At 73.8% G+C, this 17,861-nt stretch carries 18 protein-coding genes and 1 other RNA gene; 2 read left to right on the top strand and 17 right to left on the bottom strand.

What is annotated here, in order from left to right; all coding sequences use genetic code 11:
- Positions 1-13: 13 nt before the first annotated feature.
- From AS188_RS12930 to prfB, 4 genes are all read right to left on the bottom strand, one after another.
- Positions 14-703, bottom strand: a complete 690-nt coding sequence (locus tag AS188_RS12930; protein WP_058859196.1) for a DUF4190 domain-containing protein — start codon at positions 701-703, stop codon at positions 14-16.
- A 163-nt stretch (positions 704-866) separates the two neighbouring features.
- Positions 867-1,250, bottom strand: a transfer-messenger RNA (tmRNA) gene (gene ssrA, locus AS188_RS16620).
- An 82-nt stretch (positions 1,251-1,332) separates the two neighbouring features.
- A complete protein-coding gene (gene smpB / locus AS188_RS12935) occupies positions 1,333-1,815 on the bottom strand; it encodes an SsrA-binding protein SmpB (RefSeq protein WP_058859197.1) in 483 nt (160 codons plus the stop codon).
- Between the two features lie 218 nt (positions 1,816-2,033).
- The gene (gene prfB, locus AS188_RS12940; RefSeq protein ID WP_058859198.1) at positions 2,034-3,155 is read right to left on the bottom strand and encodes a peptide chain release factor 2; all 1,122 of its coding nucleotides are present in this window, start codon (positions 3,153-3,155) and stop codon (positions 2,034-2,036) included.
- A 101-nt stretch (positions 3,156-3,256) separates the two neighbouring features.
- On the opposite strand from prfB, the gene AS188_RS12945 reads away from it, so the two are divergent.
- Entirely contained in the window at positions 3,257-4,417 is a 1,161-nt protein-coding gene (locus AS188_RS12945) for a glucose-1-phosphate adenylyltransferase family protein (protein ID WP_058859199.1), read from the top strand.
- Positions 4,418-4,431: 14 nt separating this feature from the next.
- On the opposite strand, the gene AS188_RS12950 is transcribed toward AS188_RS12945, so the two are convergent.
- The 9 genes from AS188_RS12950 to AS188_RS12990 form a co-directional block, all read right to left on the bottom strand.
- Positions 4,432-4,899 carry a pilus assembly protein TadG-related protein gene (locus tag AS188_RS12950; protein WP_058859200.1) on the bottom strand — a complete coding sequence of 156 codons (468 nt, stop codon included), beginning with the start codon at positions 4,897-4,899 and terminating at the stop codon, positions 4,432-4,434.
- Positions 4,896-5,369 carry a hypothetical protein gene (locus tag AS188_RS12955; protein ID WP_236944984.1) on the bottom strand — a complete coding sequence of 158 codons (474 nt, stop codon included), beginning with the start codon at positions 5,367-5,369 and terminating at the stop codon, positions 4,896-4,898. The genes AS188_RS12950 and AS188_RS12955 overlap by 4 nt, the downstream gene beginning before the upstream one ends.
- Positions 5,350-5,697: a TadE/TadG family type IV pilus assembly protein gene (locus AS188_RS12960; protein WP_058859201.1), complete on the bottom strand. Its 348-nt coding sequence runs from the start codon at positions 5,695-5,697 to the stop codon at positions 5,350-5,352. The genes AS188_RS12955 and AS188_RS12960 overlap by 20 nt, the downstream gene beginning before the upstream one ends.
- Positions 5,698-5,867: 170 nt before the next feature.
- Positions 5,868-6,059: a hypothetical protein gene (locus AS188_RS12965; RefSeq protein WP_058859933.1), complete on the bottom strand. Its 192-nt coding sequence runs from the start codon at positions 6,057-6,059 to the stop codon at positions 5,868-5,870.
- 112 nt (positions 6,060-6,171) lie between these two features.
- The gene (locus tag AS188_RS12970) at positions 6,172-7,119 is read right to left on the bottom strand and encodes a type II secretion system F family protein (RefSeq protein ID WP_058859202.1); all 948 of its coding nucleotides are present in this window, start codon (positions 7,117-7,119) and stop codon (positions 6,172-6,174) included.
- A complete protein-coding gene (locus tag AS188_RS12975) occupies positions 7,116-7,973 on the bottom strand; it encodes a type II secretion system F family protein (RefSeq protein ID WP_058859203.1) in 858 nt (285 codons plus the stop codon). Before AS188_RS12975 ends, AS188_RS12970 begins: the two co-directional genes overlap by 4 nt.
- On the bottom strand, positions 7,970-9,226 hold the full coding sequence (locus tag AS188_RS12980) for a TadA family conjugal transfer-associated ATPase (protein WP_058859204.1): 1,257 nt from the start codon (positions 9,224-9,226) through the stop codon (positions 7,970-7,972). Before AS188_RS12980 ends, AS188_RS12975 begins: the two co-directional genes overlap by 4 nt.
- A 260-nt stretch (positions 9,227-9,486) precedes the next feature.
- Positions 9,487-9,903 (bottom strand): DUF2304 domain-containing protein, encoded by a 417-nt coding sequence (locus AS188_RS12985; protein WP_058859205.1) that lies wholly within the window; start codon positions 9,901-9,903, stop codon positions 9,487-9,489.
- A 31-nt stretch (positions 9,904-9,934) separates the two neighbouring features.
- Positions 9,935-10,600: a glycosyltransferase family 2 protein gene (locus AS188_RS12990; protein WP_236944985.1), complete on the bottom strand. Its 666-nt coding sequence runs from the start codon at positions 10,598-10,600 to the stop codon at positions 9,935-9,937.
- 141 nt (positions 10,601-10,741) lie between these two features.
- Between AS188_RS12990 and AS188_RS12995 the strand changes: the two genes are divergently transcribed.
- Positions 10,742-12,865: a DUF6541 family protein gene (locus AS188_RS12995; RefSeq protein ID WP_058859206.1), complete on the top strand. Its 2,124-nt coding sequence runs from the start codon at positions 10,742-10,744 to the stop codon at positions 12,863-12,865.
- Positions 12,866-12,955: 90 nt separating this feature from the next.
- Here AS188_RS12995 and AS188_RS13000 read toward each other — a convergent pair whose 3' ends face one another.
- Genes AS188_RS13000 through glf form a run of 4 tightly spaced genes read right to left on the bottom strand, consistent with a single transcriptional unit; the run spans position 12,956 to position 17,764 of the window.
- The gene (locus AS188_RS13000) at positions 12,956-13,711 is read right to left on the bottom strand and encodes an ABC transporter ATP-binding protein (RefSeq protein WP_058859207.1); all 756 of its coding nucleotides are present in this window, start codon (positions 13,709-13,711) and stop codon (positions 12,956-12,958) included.
- Positions 13,711-14,571: an ABC transporter permease gene (locus tag AS188_RS13005; protein ID WP_058859208.1), complete on the bottom strand. Its 861-nt coding sequence runs from the start codon at positions 14,569-14,571 to the stop codon at positions 13,711-13,713. The genes AS188_RS13000 and AS188_RS13005 overlap by 1 nt, the downstream gene beginning before the upstream one ends.
- Positions 14,571-16,580: a glycosyltransferase gene (locus tag AS188_RS13010; RefSeq protein ID WP_058859209.1), complete on the bottom strand. Its 2,010-nt coding sequence runs from the start codon at positions 16,578-16,580 to the stop codon at positions 14,571-14,573. The genes AS188_RS13005 and AS188_RS13010 overlap by 1 nt, the downstream gene beginning before the upstream one ends.
- A complete protein-coding gene (gene glf / locus AS188_RS13015) occupies positions 16,577-17,764 on the bottom strand; it encodes a UDP-galactopyranose mutase (protein WP_058859210.1) in 1,188 nt (395 codons plus the stop codon). The genes AS188_RS13010 and glf overlap by 4 nt, the downstream gene beginning before the upstream one ends.
- Positions 17,765-17,861: the final 97 nt, after the last annotated feature.

Below are 17,861 nucleotides of genomic sequence, written 5' to 3' on the forward strand. Positions count from 1 at the left end.
GTCCCCGGTGCGGTCACTGCGCCATGGCGTTGAGCTGCATCTCGTCCATCAGGCACTGCTCGAGGGCGGCCTGGTCGTTGAGGTACTGGCTGCAGGGCCCGTTCACGGCGTCGAGCACGGGGCCCATGAAGGAGAGGATCGCGAAGAAGAACAGCACGCTGGCCACGATGCCGAGGGCGCTGAGGACGATGCCGATCACCGGCACCGCCTTGGACGCCCCCTGCGCCCGGGACAGCTTGCGCAGGGCGACGATGCCGAGCACGAGGCCGACGACGCCGGGGACGAAGCCCAGGCCGAACAGCCACGAGCCCAGCAGCGACAGGATGCCCAGCACGAGTGCGGCGATGCCGAGCCCCGTGCCCGCGGGCTTGGCCGGGGCGCCGTACCGGCCCATGTCGTAGGAGCCCTGGTAGGCCCCGCCGTACGGTGCCTGGTCGTACTGGCCCTGCTGGCCGTACTGGCCGTACTGGCCCTGCTGGCCGTACTGGCCGTACTGGCCCTGCTGGCCGTACTGGCCCTGCTGGCCGTAGCCCGGGGCGGTGTACTGTCCGCCCGGCTCGCCCCGGCCGTACTGCGGCGGCTGGTAGGACGGGCCGGCCGGAGCCCCTTCGACGCGCTGCCCGAACTCCGGCTCGCTCCGGCCCTCGTGGCGCGGGGCGTCCGCGTCGCGGTCCGGGTCGGGCGTGTGGTCGGGGTGGCTCATGGTGCTGCCTTTCGTCGGTCGTCCGTACGTCCTCCAGCTTGTCACACCGGGGCCTCGCCGGGGCCGCACGGCCCCCGGTGTGCAGGGCCGCGGCCGCGCCCGGCCCCGAGTCCGGGCACGGAAAAGGCCGGGGAGCGCCGGTGGGCGCTCCCCGGCCGGGGAATCGTGGAGATGGGGGGAATTGAACCCCCGTCCGATGCAGCTTCGTCAGGGCTTCTCCGGGTGCAGTCTGCGTAGCGTCTTCTCAGTCCCGGCCCTCGTGCAGACCCGTGGCCGACGGACTCAGTCGCGAGTTGATGTTCTCCGGACGTCCGCGACACCCGTTCGGAGCAGTGGCCTTCTGGCTGATGCCAGACCCCGGGCCGAAGGCGAACCCGGGCTGACAGTCACCTGGTGGTCTGGTTACGCGGCGAGCGCGAGGTCAGACTGGGCGACGTTGCTCTTGGAATTGGCAACTATTGTTTTACAGAGAGCGTTTACGAGATAACTCTGCGTCCTCGACCCGCTTCCCCTGTCTCAACACACATCGTCGAAACCGATCATCCCCGTATTCTGTTTCCAAGCACCCCGCCGGAGCGGGACGACCCAGTCTACCGCGGGGTACGGGGCGGTGCAAGGGTCCTCCGGGCTCAGCCCATGTTCTTGTAGCGCATCGCCCGCTGGGCCTCGCGGTTGTCCTGCTTCTCGCGCAGCGTCTGGCGCTTGTCGTACTCCTTCTTGCCCTTGGCCACCGCGATCTCGACCTTCACCCGCTTGCCGTCGACGAAGTACAGCGACAGCGGCACGATGGTGAACCCGGTCTCCCGGGTCTTCTGCTCGATCTTCGCGAGCTCCTCCCGGTGCAGCAGCAGCTTCCGGCGCCGCCGCGCCGCGTGGTTGGTCCAGGAGCCGGCGAGGTACTCGGGGATGTAGGCGTGCTCCAGCCACAGTTCGCCGTTGTAGAACTGGCAGAAGCCGTCCACGAGCGAGGCCCGGCCCATCCGCAGGGACTTCACCTCGGTGCCCATCAGGGCGAGGCCGGCCTCGTAGGTGTCCAGGACGTGGTAGTCGTGGCGGGCCTTCTTGTTGCTGGCGATCACCTGGCGGCCGCTGTCCTTCTTGGCCTTGGCCATGGCCCACCCCTCCCTCGACTGTGCGCTCGGCTGGTGCGGGTCCGCCCGCACGGCGTCCCGCTGCCGCGCCCGGGGGCGCGGCAGAACGACCATCCTACGCTACCGCGCCCGGCGGCGGACCGGCCCCGGGACCCGGCCGGTCCGCCGGCGCGGTCCCGGGCAACGGTGCGGCGCACGGGGCGGGACGCGGCGGTGCCGGATCGCCCCGCCCGTGCGGCTCAGGCGTCCGCGGGGGCGTGGCGCTGGTCGGCGCGCCAGCGGATGCCCGCGTCGACGAAGGCGTCGATGGCGCCGTCGAACACGGCGGAGGGGTTGCCCTCCTCGTGGTTGGTGCGCAGGTCCTTGACCATCTGGTACGGGTTGAGCACGTAGGAGCGCATCTGGTCGCCCCAGGAGGCCTTGACGTCGCCGGCGAGCTCCTTCTTCTTCGCGTTCTCCTGCTCCTGGCGCAGCAGCAGCAGCCGCGACTGGAGCACGCGCAGGGCGGCGGCGCGGTTCTGGATCTGCGACTTCTCGTTCTGCATCGACACGACGATGCCCGTGGGCAGGTGGGTCATGCGCACCGCGGAGTCGGTGGTGTTCACCGACTGCCCGCCGGGGCCCGAGGAGCGGAAGACGTCGACCTTGATCTCGTTCTCGGGGATCTCGATGGAGTCGTCCTGCTCGATCAGCGGGATGACCTCGACCGCGGCGAACGAGGTCTGGCGCCGGCCCTGGTTGTCGAACGGCGAGATCCGCACGAGCCGGTGCGTGCCGGCCTCCACGGACAGGGTGCCGAACGCGTAGGGGGCCTTGACCTCGAAGGTCGCCGACTTCAGCCCCGCCTCCTCCGCGTAGGAGGTGTCGAGCACGGCGGTCGGATAGCCGTGGCGCTCGGCCCAGCGCAGGTACATGCGCATCAGCATCTCCGCGAAGTCCGCGGCGTCCACGCCGCCGGCGCCGGCGCGGATGGTGACCACGGCCTCGCGCTCGTCGTACTCGCCCGCGAGCAGGGTCTGGATCTCGAGCTGGGAGAGGGCCTTCTTCACGGCGGCGAGCTCCTCGCCGGCGAGCTCGAGGGTCTCGGGGTCGTCCTCCTCCTCGGCGAGCTGGACCATGACCTCGATGTCGTCGATGCGACCGCGCAGCTCCCCGAGCCGGTCGAGGGCCGACTGCTTGTGGGAGAGCCGGGAGGTGATCTTCTGCGCCGCGGCCGGGTCGTCCCACAGGTCCGGGGCCGTCGCCTGCCGGGAGAGCTCGGCGACGTCTCGCTCGAGGGCCTCGACGTCGCTCACCGCCTCGATGGAGGCGAAGGTGGATCGGAGGGCGGAGATCTCAGCCGGGAAGTCAAGGGAGGCCATGGAAGCCAAGATTATCCCATGGGGGCAAATCGCCCCGGGTGCTCCCCCGCCCGGCTCTGGCACGATGAGCACACGGACAACGGAGCAGAGAGGACGCGACCGTGCGCATTCCCCGGATCCTGGCCCTGGTCCTCGCCGGCGGCAAGGGCTCCCGCCTGGGCGCCCTGACCGAGGACAAGGTCAAGCCCGCGCTGCCCGTGGCGGGCACCTACCGGCTGATCGACGTGGCCCTGTCCAACCTCGTGCACGCCCACATCTCCGACGTGTGGGTGGTCCAGCAGTACCTGCCCCACGGCCTCAACGCCCACCTGGCCAACGGCCGCCCCTGGGACCTGGACCGCACCCACGGCGGGCTGCAGGTCCTGCCCCCGTACCAGGGCGCCGAGGGCGAGGGCTTCGCCGAGGGCAACGCCGACTCGATCTACCGGCAGAAGGACCTGATCCGCGAGTTCGCCCCGGACCTCGTGCTCGTGCTCAGCGCCGACCACCTCTACACGATCAACTTCCTCGACGTCGTCGACACCCACCTCGAGCAGGGCGCGGACCTGACCATGGTCACCACCGAGGTGGCCGAGGACCCCTCCCGCTACGGGGTCGTCCAGGTCGACGACGACGGGGTCGTGACCGGCTTCGACTACAAGCCGGAGGACCCGCGGGGCCGGCTCGTGGCGGGCGAGATGTTCCTCTACGACGCCGGCCGGCTGCTCGAGGCGCTCGAGGAGCTGCACGAGCGCCAGGGGCAGCTGGAGGACTACGGCAACGACCTCGTGCCGTGGTTCGTCGAGCACGCCCGGGTGGTCGAGCACCGGCTCGAGGGCTACTGGATGGACCTCGGCACGGTGCAGTCGTACTGGACCGCCCACCTGCAGCTGCTCGACGGCGAGGGCGTGGCCCTCGACGACCCCGACTGGCCGATCCTCACCGCCCAGCCGCAGCTGGTGCCCGCCCGCGTCGCCGCCTCGGCCGAGGTGCGCGGGTCGATGGTGGCCGCCGGGGCGGTCGTGGCCGGCACCGTGGAGCACTCGGTGCTCGGCCCGCGGGTCGTGGTCGACGAGGGCGCCGTCGTGCGCCACTGCGTGCTGCTCGACGGGGTGCACGTGCCCGCGGGCGCGGTCCTGGTCAACGTGGTGGCCGACGCGGGCGCCCGCGTCCCGGCGGGTGAGCACGGGCGGGCGGGGGCCGTGACGCTGCTCGACGGGACGGGGGCGGTCGCCTCCGTCGAGGACTTCGACCGGGACGCCGTCCTGCCGCGCGGCTTCTGAGGGCCCTCCGGCGCTCACCGGCCCAGCCGGGCCCGCGCCTCGCTCGAGGCGGTGATCGGGATCCCGTCGGGGACGACGAGGTTCACCACGGGCGGGTGCACCACCGCGACGAGGGTGACCTCGGCGGTGCGCCCGTCGGGGGTGCCGGTGGGGGCCCCCAGCGCCAGCCCGGGGGTGTCCTCCCACGCCCGGACCGTGCCGAGGTAGCTGGTGGCCGCGCCGGCCACGGCGTCGTCGTCGAGCACGGTGGCCGGTGGCGCCCCGGGGGCGCCCGGGCGCAGCTCGACGAACGTGTCCGCGGCCGCGAGCGCGGCGTTGTCGGCGAGCACCTGCAGCCTGCGCTCCCCGACGTGCACGGCGGTGACGCCCATGACGACGACGGCGAGCAGCAGCGCGACCACGGCGAAGCCCAGCGCCAGGACCGTGATCTGCCCGTCGTCCTCGCCGCCGGGGGCCCGCCGCGCGGGGTGCGGGCCGCTCACGCGTACCGCCCCACGACGACCGTGGCCGACGAGCTCAGCCGCGCGATCCCGAGGTCGTCGAGGCCCGGCACGAGCGGCAGCTCCACCGTCAGGGCGGCGCGCACGGTGGCCACCCCGCCCGGGGCGGCGCAGCCCTCCCCCGAGCAGTCGAGGCCGAGCTCGAGGGCGCCGGGGGCGAAGCCGTGGTCGGCGGCGGCCAGCTGCGCCGCCGCGGCGAGGTCCTCCTCGGCGACTGTGCCCGGCTCGGCCCGGGCGAGCACCTGGGCGGCCTGCTGGGCGGCGGCGACCACCGCGAACGCCCCGGCCTGGACGTGGGCGACGGTGAGCACGAAGTAGACGACCGGCACGAGCAGCAGCGTGCCCAGTGCGACGAACTCCACCACGGCGCTGCCCTCGTCGGCGGCCTCCGCCCCGGCACTGCGCCCCTCGCCGCCCCGGGGTCGGGGCGCCTCAGCCGGCGAGGACGGCATGGCCGTGGACGGTGACGGCCTCGGGCGGGCCCAGCAGCGCCACGACGGGCAGGGGCGCGACGACCTCGACGCGCAGCGTGCGCACCCCGCCCGCCTCGGCCGGGGCCGCGGTGACGTCCTGGGCGTACGCCGGACCGAGGTGGCCGGCGATGATCTCCCGGGTGCGCGCGACGCCGTCCTCGGGCGTGCGGTCGGCGAGCGTGCCGTAGCGGGCTCCGGCCGCCGCGGCGTCGATGAGGGTGTTGCGCACGTGCAGGGCCAGCGCCAGCTGCAGCGTCCCGGTGAACAGCAGGGCGAGCAGCCCCGCCACGAGGACGTACTCGGCCACGGCGCTGCCCCGGTCGGGGTGCTCCGGAGGCAGGGTGCCGGGCGCGTCCTGCGCTCCGCCGCCCGGAGCGCACCCCGAGCGGACCGGACCGGCCGGGACGGACTCCCGGCCGAGGGGCGCGCGAGCGCGGCGCCGGGCGGGCGCGCGCGGGTCTCGGAGGGGCCGCACGGTCAGTTCTGGCTGACGCGGCCGATGGCGTCCCGGAACAGCCCTTCCAGGGCCGGCTGGGCCACGAGGAGCAGTCCGGCCACGAGCACGGCCGACATCAGGGTGAGCATCACCCAGCCGGGGACGTCCCCGCGGTCGGGGTCGTCGGCGGGCGGGCGGGCGCCGGGCCGGTCCGGTCGGGAGGGGCCGCGCAGGAGCAGGAGCAGGGCGGCGCCGAGGAGGGCGGCGAGCCGGAGGGGCAGTCGCACGGGGTGGGTCCTTTCGGGTGGGCGGCGGGCGGACCCGCCGGGGTGGTCCACGGGCGGGTCAGAAGCCGAGCTCCAGCAGCGCGATGCCGGGGTAGACGGCGAAGACGACGGTGAGCGGCAGGACGAAGAAGACGAGGGGGACCATCATGGCGATCTCCTTGCGGCCCGCGGCCTCCATGAGCTCGCGCTTGTCGTGGTCGCGCACGTCCTGCGCCTGGGCGCGCAGGACGTCGGCCAGGGGTGTGCCCCGCTCGAGGGCCACGACGATGCCGTCCACGAAGCGGCCCACCGGGGCGACGGGGGTGCGTGCGGCGAACTCCTGGAGGGCCTCGCCGAGGCCTGCCCCGGAGCGGGTGCGGGCCAGCACCGCGCGGAACTCGGCCGTGAGCTCGCCGTCGGCGACGCGGCAGACCCGCTCGAGCGAGCCCACGGCGCTCTCCCCCGCGCCCACGGACAGGGCCATGAGCTCGGCCACGGCGGGGAACTCCGCGAGCATGCGGCGCTCGCGGGCCGTGATCCGGCGGGCGAGCAGACGGTCGCGCAGCAGCCAGCCCGCGCCGGCACCGGCCGCGGCGGCGAGCACGACGCCGCCCGGACCGGTGCCCAGGCGCGCGGCGGCGGCCAGCCCCAGGAGCACGCCCGCGAGCAGCCCGGCCGTGGCCAGCAGCAGCTGCTCGGCCCGGTGGTCGGCGACCGATCCGTGGGACCCGGCCCGTTCCAGGCGCCGCTCGAGACCGGCGGACGGCCCGGCGTGGCGGGCGGCGCGCCGGACGGCGTCCCCGGCGAGGGTGCGCAGCACACGGGCGGCCGGGCCGAGCAGGCCGGCGGCCCGGAACGCCTCGGGGCCGGCGAGCAGGGACGACTCGACCTCCACGGAGCGCAGCTGCGGGGCGATCCGGTCCGCGAAGGCCGTGCCGCGGCTCGCACGGACACCGGTGAGCACGAGCCACAGCCCGCCCGCGAGGCCCACCCCGAGCAGGAGCACGAGGGACTCCGGGGCGCTCACCGCAGCACCCGGCGTGGTTCGGGGAGAGCGCCCAGCCGCAGCATGAGCCGGTAGGCGGCCACGGAGACGGTCAGCCCGCCCAGGAGCACGACCGCTCCCTCCGGGGTGTCGTAGGCGCGCACCGCGGCCGGCTGGGAGGACATCAGCAGGAGCACGATCCAGGGCGCCGCCACGGCCAGGCGAGCGGCGTTGACCGTCCAGGACTGGCGCGCCTCGAGCTCCCCGCGCGTGCGGGCGCTCTCGCGCAGGAACTCCGAGAGGGTGCCCAGCAGCCGGCCCAGGTCGGTCCCGCCCACCTCGCGGGTCACCCGCAGCGCCTCGACGATGTTGTCCGCCACGGGGTCGGCCAGCCGGTCCTTGAGCCGCGTCAGGGAGCCCTGCAGCTGCCCGGAGGCCCGGTAGTCGGCGGCGAAGCGGGCGAAGGCCGGGCGCACCGGCTCGGGTCCGCGGTACTGCAGCTGGACCAGGGCCTCGGGCAGGGACATCCCGGCGCGGATCGCGGAGCGCAGGTGGTCGACGACGTCGGGCCACACCTCCCGCAGCGCGATCGTCCGCGCCCGGGCCCGGTGCCGCACGGCCGCGAACGGCGCCCCGCCCCCGAGCAGCGCGGCGCAGGCCCCGAAGGTGGCGGCCCCGGTCAGGGCCGCCACGAGCAGCCCGGACAGCGCCCCGCAGGCCAGGCACGCGAGCACGAGCGGCGCGGGACCGACGCCGGGCAGTCCCGCCCGCAGCAGGAGCTCCCGCAACCGGCCCGGGCGCCGGGCGGGGGCCTCGCGCGGAACGTCCTCGGCCCAGCACGACCACCACACCAGCAGCACGCCCGCGCCCAGCAGCGCGCCCAGGGCCGCGCTCACCGCGGGCCCCCGGCGTCGTCCTCGAGCAGCTCGCGCACCGACCAGCCGGCACGGGCGAACTTCTCCGGGGACGGGGCCTCCGCGGCGACCGCGCGCAGGTCCCCGTCCCGCAGGGCGAAGACCGGGTAGATCTCGATCACGCCGTTCTCCACGCGGTTGCCCAGGGCGAGGACCTCGGCGACGCGGCGGCGGCCGTCGGCCTCCCGCCGGCAGTGCACCACGAGGTCGAAGCACGAGGCCACGGTGGGCACCACGAACCCGGAGCTGATGTTGGCCCCGGCGAGCAGGGGCAGCGTGCAGATCTTGGTCACCGCGTCCCGGGCGGAGTTGGCGTGCAGGCTGCACATCCCGGGCAGCCCGCTGTTGAGGGCCACGAGCATGTCGAGGCTCTCGGCCTCGCGGACCTCCCCCACGACGAGCCGGTCCGGGCGCATCCGCAGCGCCTCCTTCACGAGGCGGCGCAGCGGGATCTCGCCGGCGCCCTCGAGGTTGGCCTGGCGGCACTGCATCCCCACGACGTCGCGCAGCGGCACCTGCAGCTCGAAGATCTCCTCGACGGTCACGACCCGCTCCCGCGGGCCGATGGCGGCGCACAGGCAGTTCAGCAGCGTCGTCTTGCCCGCCTGGGTCGCGCCGGAGACCAGGATGTTGAGCCCGGAGGCGACCGCCGCCTCGAGGAAACGGGCCGCGCGCGGGGAGAGCGAGCCGAGCTCGACGAGGTCGTCGAGCCGCCGCGCCCGGGCGACGAACTTGCGGATGTTCACGGCCCAGTGGGTCCGGGTGACGTCGGGGATCACCACGTGCAGCCGGGAGCCGTCGGGCAGGGCGGCGTCGACGAAGGGCGAGCTGAGGTCCAGGCGCCGGCCGGAGCTCTTGAGCATCCGCTCCACGAGGTTGCGCACCTGGGCCTCGGTGAGCACGAGGGACGTCAGCTCGGACTCGCCCCGGCGGGCGACGTAGACCTCGGCGGGGCCGTTGAGCCAGATCTCCTCGATCTCCGGGTCGTCCAGCAGCGGCTGCAGCGGGCCGAACCCCGCGACGAGGTCCAGCAGCGCCCGGCGGGCGGCGTCGAGGTCGGCGAGCGGCGGCAGCACCCCGCGGGCGGAGCGCTGGTCGTAGTCGCGCACGGCCGCGTCGACGAGCCCGCGGGTCTGCTCGAGCTGCAGCACGGGGTCCAGGCCGCGGCGGCGGATCAGCTCGCGCACCTCGGCCTCGACGAGGCCGAGCGCGTCCGCCGAGAGCGCTGCCGTCATGGGTCCCCCTGTGCCGTCCCGGCGCCCCGCGCCGGCCGCTCCCCCGCGGAGCGCACGCACAGGACCATAGATCGGCGCCGGGGGGCGGGGACAACCCGTGCGGCGGCGCCTGTGGACAGCCCGTCCTGACCTGCGACGTTCTTCCCGAACGCGAACGACATCTCCGTCGCAGGATGTCAACGCATGAAGAAGGCCGCCCGGGGACGGGCGGCCGGTGCGGGGCGGGGACGGGCGGCTGGTGCGAGGCGGGGACGGGCGGTTCAGTCCGCGGGGCGCTGCCCCGGGGAGGCCTGCGCGAAGCCGGTGACGGCGGGCCGCTGCGCGTGCTCGGGGGCCGGGGCCCAGGGGCGCTCGGCCTCGGCGACGGCGATGTGGCGGGCCAGGCGGGTGACGTTGACCTCCTGCTGCCGGTTGCGCAGGGCGGCGGTGGCCTGGGTGATCATGAACACGACGACGAGGCCGTAGAGCACGAGGTCGGTGCCGCGGCCGATGCCCAGGAACCGGGCCACGGCGCTGAGCAGGTCGGGGAAGAAGATCGACAGCGCGGCGAAGGCGAAGAAGGCCAGGCCCACGACCCGGCGGATGGCCTGGTGCTTGGCGTTGGCCCCGCCGCGGATGAGCGCGAGCGCGCCGTATCCCACGGCGAGCACGAGCAGGATCTGGACGACGTAGAGCACGGCGGGATCTCCCGGGGGTCGGCGGCGGGGGCTACTTGACGAACAGCTCGGCGAGGATGTTCACGCCGTTGAGCAGGGACTGGCCCTTGGACCGCGAGTAGTCGGTGTAGACGATCTGCACCGGGTGCTCGACCCACCGGGGGCGCAGGTCCGCGAGCTGGTTGACGATCTCGGAGGCGTGGGCCATGCGGTTCTGGGTCAGGCGGATCCGGGAGAGCGTGCCGCGGTCGAGGGCGCGCAGCCCGTTGTGGGCGTCGGAGAGGTCCATGCCGGTGGACAGCTTCGAGAAGAACGCCGCCGTGCGCAGCACGAGGCGCTTGAGCGCGGAGACGTTGGTGCGCCGGTCGAGGAACCGGGAGCCCAGTACGACCTCGGCCTCGCCCGAGCGGATGCGTTCCACCATGTCCCAGGCGTCGACCACGCGGTGCTGGCCGTCGGAGTCGAAGGTGACCACGCAGTCCATCTCCGGGTCCTGCAGGGCGTACTCGAAGCCGGTCTGCAGGGCGGCGCCCTGGCCCAGGTTGATGGGGTGCTGGACCACGACGGCGCCGGCCTCGGCGCAGATCCGGGCCGATTCGTCGGAGGAGCCGTCGTCCACGCACACCACGTGGGGGAAGGTCCTGCGGAGCTCCGCCAGCACCTCTCCCACCACGGCCGCCTCGTTGTACACGGGCATGACGATCCACACGCGACTCACCCGGACATTCTCGCACAGCCGCCGCACCCGCCCGGCCCGGCGGGACGGGCGCGGGGGCGGACCTATAATCGACCGGACCCTGCCCCCCACCCCCGAGGACGAGACCGTGCCCGCTGCCCGCACGACCCACCCAGGACCGACGTGCTGACGGCGTGGGCGCCCTACGCCCCGGCCCTGCTTCTGCTGCTCGCGGTGCTGTGGCTGCCGGGACTGGCGCTGCTGTGGGCCTTCGGCCAGCGCGGCGGGCGGATCCTGCTGACCGCGCCGGCCTTCTCCGTCGCCGTCGTCGGCGTCTCCGGAGTGGCCCTGGACCTGCTGGGGATCCGCTACGACCTGCTCTCCCAGGCCGGCGCCGCGCTCGTGCTGGCCGCCGCGGCCTGGCTGGTGGGGCGCGTGCTCCCGCGCGGCGGCCACGCCCCCGCACCGGAGGACCGCCCCGCTCCGGACGGCCGGGCGGGTGCCACGGCGGTGGGCGCCCCGGGGGCCGGGACCGCGCCGGACGCGGCCGCGCCGGCCCGCCCGTGGGTGTTCCCGGCCGCGGCCGCCGTCGGCGTCGCCGTCGGGGCGGTCCTGCTGCTGCGGCGCATGGTCTCCGCGATCGGCGAGCCCGAGGCGATGGCCCAGCGCTGGGACAACATCTTCCACCTCAACGCGATCCGCTGGATCGTGGAGACCGGCAGCGGCTCGACGCTGACGCTCAACCGCATGGTCGACCCCGAGCGGACCGTCGCCCTGTACCCGGCCGCGTGGCACCAGCTGGCGTCGCTGGCCGTGCCCGTGGCCGGCGACAGCGTGCTGGCCGCCCACAACCTCACCCTGCTGGCCGTGGCCGGCGTGGTGTGGCCGGCCTCGTGCGTGTTCCTCACCCGCTGTCTCGTGGGCCCCTCCCCCGTCGCCGCCGTGGTGGCGGGTGCGGCGAGCGCCGGCTTCGGCCTGTTCCCCTACGGGCTCATGGCGTGGGGTCCGCTGTTCCCCAACATCCTCTCCCTCGTGCTGCTGCCGGTCGTGCTGGGCCTGCTCGTGCGCCTGCTCGGCCCGGGCCTGGGCGCCGACCCCACGGCGCGCACCCCGGACGGGCCCGCCCGGCTGCGCACGGCCGCGAGCCTGCTCGTGGCCCTGGGGGCGCTGTTCGTCTCCCAGCCCAACGGCGTCCTGGCACTGCTCGTCGTGGGCGTGCCCCTGGTGGCCACCGCGTGGGCCCTCGGCCTGCGCGCCGCGGTGCGCGCGGGACGACGACGGCGCACCGCGCTGCTGGCCGTGGCCGCCGTGCTCGCCGCCGCCGTGTGGCTGCTCGCGTGGAACACCCTGACCACCACGTTCTTCTGGGCGCCGTTCACGACGCTGCCGCGCGGGGTGGGCGAGGCGCTGCTGTACGGCACCAACGGCCGCCTGGACGTGCCGTGGGTGCTCGTGGTGCTCACCGGCGCCGGGATCTACGCGGCGGTCGTGCGGCGGCGGCTGCGCTGGCTCGTGGTCGCCCACCTGCTGCTGGCCTACCTCTACGCGGTCGCGGCCGCCGGCGAGGACGGGCCCTGGCGCGACTGGCTCACGAGCGGCTGGTACACCGACTCCCACCGGCTGGCGGCGACCCTGCCGCTGACCGCGCTGCCGCTGGCGGCCCTGGGTGCGGAGCACCTGGCCGCACGCCTGGCCGCCGGCCTCGCCGCCGCGGCCGCCGTGCTGCGCGGGGGACGGGCGGGGGGCCGGCCCCCCGCCGCCGGCCGGGCCCGCCCGCTCGCCTACCCGGTGGCCGCGGTGCTCGTGCTGGCCGTGGCCGTGCCGGTGTCCCAGATGGGCTCGCTGACCCGCACCACGCAGGAGGTCAAGCGCTACTACGCCTGGGACGGGCCCGAGTCGATCCTCGGCCACGACGAGTTCGAGCTGCTGCAGGAGCTGGGCCGGCTCACGGGCCCCGGCGACGTCGTCGCCGTGAACCCCTGGAACGGCGGGTCGCTGGCCTGGGCCGTGGCCGAGCGCCCCGTCACCCAGTACCACGTGGAGGACCCCGAGCCCCCGCTGGACGAGCTGGTGGCGGGCATCGACACGGCCGCCCCGGGCTCCCCCGCGTGCGCGGCCGCCGAGGAGCTGGGCGTGGAGTGGGTCCTGGACTTCGGCACCCAGCTGCTCGTGCCGTGGGCCACCGAGCCCCTCGAGGTCTACTCCGGGGTCACGGCCGTGGACCCCGCCGCGGACCCGGGGCTGGCCCCGGTCGCCCGGGAGGGCGGCGCGGTGCTCTACGAGGTCGTCGGCTGCGACGGTCCCTGAGCCCCGGGCCGCCGCGGACCACGCAACGGGCCCTCCGGCGCGCCGCGGCGCGGTGGAGGGCCCGTTCCGTCGTCGGCGGGGCGGCGGGGCTCAGCCGGCGCTCTCGGCGGCGCGGAAGGCGTCGATGACCTCGTCGATGGGCCCGTCGCGGCGGACGCGGCCGTGCTCGATCCACACGCCGCGCGCGCAGACCGTGCGGACCACGTCGAAGTCGTGGCTGACGACCAGCAGCGTCTTGCCCTCCGCGGAGAGCTCCTTGACCCGGCCCAGGCTCTTGCGCTGGAACGGCTCGTCGCCCACGGAGAGGATCTCGTCGATGATGAAGATGTCCGGGTCGGTGAACACGGCGACCGCGAAGGCCAGGCGCAGGTACATCCCCGAGGAGTAGAACTTCACCTCGGTGTCGATGAACTGCTCGATCTCGGAGAAGGCGACGATCCGGTCGAACTTCCGGTCGATCTCCTCCTTGGACATCCCGAGGATCGCGCCGTTGAGGTAGACGTTGTCCCGGCCGGTGAGGTCCGGGTGGAAGCCGGCGCCGACCTCGATCAGCCCGGCCACGCGGCCGTTGACCGCGAGGGAGCCGCCGTCGGGGCTCATCACCCCGGAGACCAGCTTGAGGAAGGTGGACTTCCCGGAGCCGTTGAGGCCCACGAGGGCCACGGACTCCCCCGGCTCGATGCGCACGGAGAGGTCCTCGAGGGCGCGGAAGCGGTTCGAGAGGTCCTGGCGCCGGCCGCGGGCCAGCCACATCACCGTCTCCTTCAGGGAGCGGGCGTGGCGCAGGGCGAACTCCTTGGCCAGGTGCTCCGCGAGCACCGCCGGGCGGGTCGGGTCGGTGCTCATCACAGCTCCTGCGCGAATCGGCCCTCGAGGCGGCGGAAGACGAGCTCGCCCGCGAGCATGATCAGGCCCGTGACGGCCAGGGCCACGGGCGTCCAGAGGGAGAACAGGTGCGGCGGCACCTCGTGCGCGCCGGGGGTGGTCGTCGGCAGCCAGAACGCGGCGTGGGAGAGCTCCACGGCCACGGTCAGCGGGTTGAGCATGAAACCCGCGAACCACACGGGGCCCAGCACGTCGCGGACCATCGTCCACGCGTAGAGCACCGGGGCGGACCAGGTGCTGACCATCACGATGAGGTCCACGAAGTTCTCGGCGTCGCGGAAGAACACGTTCGCGGCGCCGAAGAGCAGCCCCAGCCCGGTGGCCAGCAGCCCCACGATCAGCAGCGCCCCCGGCACCGCGAGCAGCGACAGCCACGTGGGCGACCAGCCCACGAGCAGGCACGCCAGCAGCATGACCGCCAGCTGCGGCAGCAGGTGGATGCCCGCGACCCACACCGAGGCGACGGGGAACATCTGCCGCGGCAGGTAGATCTTCTTGATCAGGCTCGCGTTGGCCACGACCGAGCGGGCCGCGTTGCCGAAGGCCTCCGAGAAGAAGTTGATCAGGATGATCCCGGAGAACAGGTAGACCGCGAAGTTCTCCATCCCCCGCTCGAGGCCCAGGAAGATGCCCAGCGCGACGTAGAAGACCACGAACTGGATCCCGGGCTTGACGTAGGACCACAGCAGCCCCAGGACGGTGCCCCGGTAGCGGATCTGCAGCTCCTTGTCCACGAGCAGCTTCAGCAGGTAGCGCTGGCGGAAGACCGCCGGCAGGCCCGTCCCGGGGGACGGGTCCCGCACGACCGTGGCAGCGGGCATCAGACGCCGATCTCCGAGTGCTCGCGGAAGGTCTCCTCCCACGCCTCCAGGGACGTGATCGCGGGCAGGGCCTCGCGGTAGCGCCGCGAGAGCTCGGGCCAGCGCAGCACCAGCTGGGCGTGCAGGCGGGCGGACTCCGTCAGCAGGGCGCGGGCGTCCTTCGGGGAGCGCTTGTACCACGTGTAGCCGGTGCCGTCCGAGGCGGTCACCAGGGCGCTGTCGTAGCGGGCGAGCCGCCACCAGCGGGCGTCCTGGTAGGGCAGGTGCACCTGCGGGTGCTCCTGCGCCCCGGCCCCCGGGGACACGGCCAGGTGGCGCACGACCGCGGTGGCCGCCGAGGTCAGCACCTTCAGCCCGTGCGGCGAGGACAGCCGCCGGGTGCGCGCCGGCTTCGCCGGCGCGACCGCGGGGTAGGCGTCCAGGTCCGCCTCGTAGACGGCGTCGGAGTGCTGGGTCATCATCCGGCGCACGTCGCGGATGCGCTGCGGCAGCAGCTCGTGCAGGGCCTCCGGGCCGGCCAGCACGTCGCGCAGGGCGAGCACGCGGGCCTCCTCGGCGAAGTACTGCATCGACAGCACGTGGCGCAGGTCCTTGATGCCGTTGCGGCCCAGGACCTCACCCCCGCGCTCGAACGGGGAGTGCAGCAGCGCCGCCACGAGCTGGTTGCGCTTGTGGAAGTAGGCCTGCCAGCTGATGGTGTCGTCCTTGTCGGCCCACGCCAGGTGCCACACCGCCACCCCGGGCAGGGACACGGTGCGGTAGCCGGCGGCCTTGGCGCGCACCCCGTACTCGACGTCGTCCCACTTGATGAACACGGGCAGGGCCAGGCCGATCTCGCGGATCACGGAGGTGGGGATCAGGCACATCCACCACGCGTTGTAGTCGACCTCGATGCGCCGGTGCATCCACGGGGTCGCGCGCAGGTTGCTGTGCCGGAAGTCGTGGCCGATCTCCACGCCCTCCCCGGCGGGCCCGTACTGGAAGCTGTACGGGTCCATCTCCTCGCCGAAGTTGTGGATCTTCGTGGGGTTGAGCAGGTCGATCATGTGCCCGCCCACGAGCGTGGGTCGCTTGCAGAAGTCGGCGAAGACGCTGATCCGGCGCACGGCCTCGGGCTCGATCTCGACGTCGTCGTCCATCAGCAGCACGTAGTCGGACCCGGCGCGCACGGCCTCGTACATCCCGCGGGCGAAGCCGCCCGCGCCGCCGAGGTTGGCCTGGTCGAGCACCCGCAGCCGCTCCCCGAAGCGCTCCTGCACCTCGCGGAAGCCGGGCTCGTCGACGACCTTCTGGTTGCCCTGGTCCACGATGACGACCTCGCGGACCTGCGGGAGGCGCTCGCGCTGGTCGAACAGCAGCCGGGCGTTGCGCAGGCAGTAGGAGGGCTTGTTCATCGTCGTGATCTGCAGGGTCACGCTGCCCTCGGGGATCCCGGTGCCGTCGGCGAGCCACTCGGCGCCGCGCAGCTCGAGGTCCTCGTCGGCGGCGGTGAGGTCGAACCAGTACCAGCCGCCGTCGGCGAAGGCCTTCAGGGGCAGCACGGCCTCCGTGGTGTGCTCCGCGCCGGCGACCTCGTGCACGGACACGGGCACGGACTCGCCGCGGGCGTTGGAGCCGTAGACGCTCACGGTGCCGCGCCCGGTGGTGCGCACCCGCAGCACGACCTCCCGCACGTGGGTGTTGTGCCGCCAGTAGCTGGCCGGGAACGCGTTGAAGTAGGTGGCGAAGGACACGGTCGCCCGCGCGTGGACCCGCAGCCGGTGCCGGTCGAGGATCGCCAGCGCGTCGGTGGCCGCGGTCTCCGAGGCCACGTTGACCACGATCGGGGAGCTCTTGCGGGCGCCGTCCTCCGGCTGGACCGCCGCGCCGGTGTCGGCGCGGGTGTCCATGTACAGGGGCTGGGTGGCCAGGCGGTCCTTGGCGGGCAGCACGACCTCCTGCAGCACGCGCAGGGCGCCCGCCCCGCTCTCGTCCGTGGTCCGGGCCGCCGTCTCGGTCGTCGTGCTCACGCGTCCACTCCCCCGCTCTCGATGGTGGCCCCGCCGGTGAAGTGGGGGGCGATCTTGTTGTCGACCATGGACAGCGCCGCGCCGATGGCCATGTGCATGTCCAGGTACTTGTAGGTGCCGAGCCGACCGCCGAACAGGACCTTGTCCTCGCCGCGGGCGAGATCGCGGTACTTCAGCAGCTTCTCGCGGTCCACCGTGGTGTTGACCGGGTAGTAGGGCTCGTCGCCCTTCTCGGCGAAGCGGGAGAACTCCCGCATGATCACCGTGGCGTCCTTGGTGTAGTCGCGCTCCGGGTGGAAGTGGCGGAACTCGAGGATCCGGGTGAAGTCCACGTCCGGGTCGGGGTAGTTGATGACGGGCGCGCCCTGGAAGTCCTCGATCGGGAGGACCTCCTGCTCGAGGTCGATCGTCCGCCACGACAGGTCGCCCTCGGCGTAGTCGAAGTAGCGGTCCACGGGGCCCGTGTAGACCACGGGCACCTGCCCGGAGACGGCCGCGCGCGAGTACTCGTGCCCGTCGTCGAAGAAGTCGGTGTCGAGGCGGACGTCGATCTTGGGGTGGTCCGCCATGCGCTCGAGCCAGGCCGTGTAGCCGTCCACCGGCAGACCCTCGTACTTGTCGTTGAAGTACCGGTTGTCGTAGGTGTAGCGCACGGGCAGGCGGTTGATGATCGAGGCCGGCAGGTCCTTCGGGTCGGTCTGCCACTGCTTGCCCGTGTAGTGCTTGATGAACGCCTCGTAGAGGGGGCGCCCGATGAGCTGGATGCCCTTGTCGTTGAGGTTCTGCGGGTCGGTGCCGGCGAGCTCGCCCGCCTGCTCCTGGATCAGCGCCCGCGCCTCGGCCGGCGAGTACGCCGCCCGGAAGAACTGGTTGATGGTGCCGAGGTTGATCGGCATCGGGAAGATCTCGCCGTGGTGGCGCGTGTAGACCCGGTGCACGTAGTCGGTGAAGCCGGTGAAGCGGTTGACGTAGTCCCAGACCCGCTCGTTGGAGGTGTGGAAGAGGTGGGCGCCGTAGCGGTGGACCTCGATCCCCGTGCTCGCCTCCCGCTCCGAGTAGGCGTTGCCCCCGATGTGGGAGCGCCGGTCGATGAGGGCCACGTCGAGGCCCAGCTCGGTGGCGGCCCTCTCGGCCACGGTCAGGCCGAAGAGGCCCGACCCGACGACGACGAGATCTGCGTTCACGGACTAGCTCCTGGGGGTCGGGGTCGTGGGGCGGCCCGGGACGGCCCCGGGCGCGGGGGACGGCGCGGGCGCCCCGGGCGGGGGCTGCACACCAAAG

It is taken from the genome of Kocuria flava (assembly GCF_001482365.1).
In the GTDB taxonomy this organism is placed as follows: domain Bacteria; phylum Actinomycetota; class Actinomycetes; order Actinomycetales; family Micrococcaceae; genus Kocuria; species Kocuria flava.

What these genes read in the sequence shown, in the direction of transcription:
- AS188_RS12930 (WP_058859196.1), bottom strand. Translation starts at nt 703, where the DNA reads ATGAGCCACCCCGACCACACGCCCGACCCGGACCGCGACGCGGACGCC.
- smpB (WP_058859197.1), bottom strand. Translation starts at nt 1,815, where the DNA reads ATGGCCAAGGCCAAGAAGGACAGCGGCCGCCAGGTGATCGCCAGCAAC.
- prfB (WP_058859198.1), bottom strand. Translation starts at nt 3,155, where the DNA reads ATGGCCTCCCTTGACTTCCCGGCTGAGATCTCCGCCCTCCGATCCACC.
- AS188_RS12955 (WP_236944984.1), bottom strand. Translation starts at nt 5,369, where the DNA reads ATGCCGTCCTCGCCGGCTGAGGCGCCCCGACCCCGGGGCGGCGAGGGG.
- AS188_RS12980 (WP_058859204.1), bottom strand. Translation starts at nt 9,226, where the DNA reads ATGACGGCAGCGCTCTCGGCGGACGCGCTCGGCCTCGTCGAGGCCGAG.
- AS188_RS13000 (WP_058859207.1), bottom strand. Translation starts at nt 13,711, where the DNA reads ATGAGCACCGACCCGACCCGCCCGGCGGTGCTCGCGGAGCACCTGGCC.
- AS188_RS13005 (WP_058859208.1), bottom strand. Translation starts at nt 14,571, where the DNA reads ATGCCCGCTGCCACGGTCGTGCGGGACCCGTCCCCCGGGACGGGCCTG.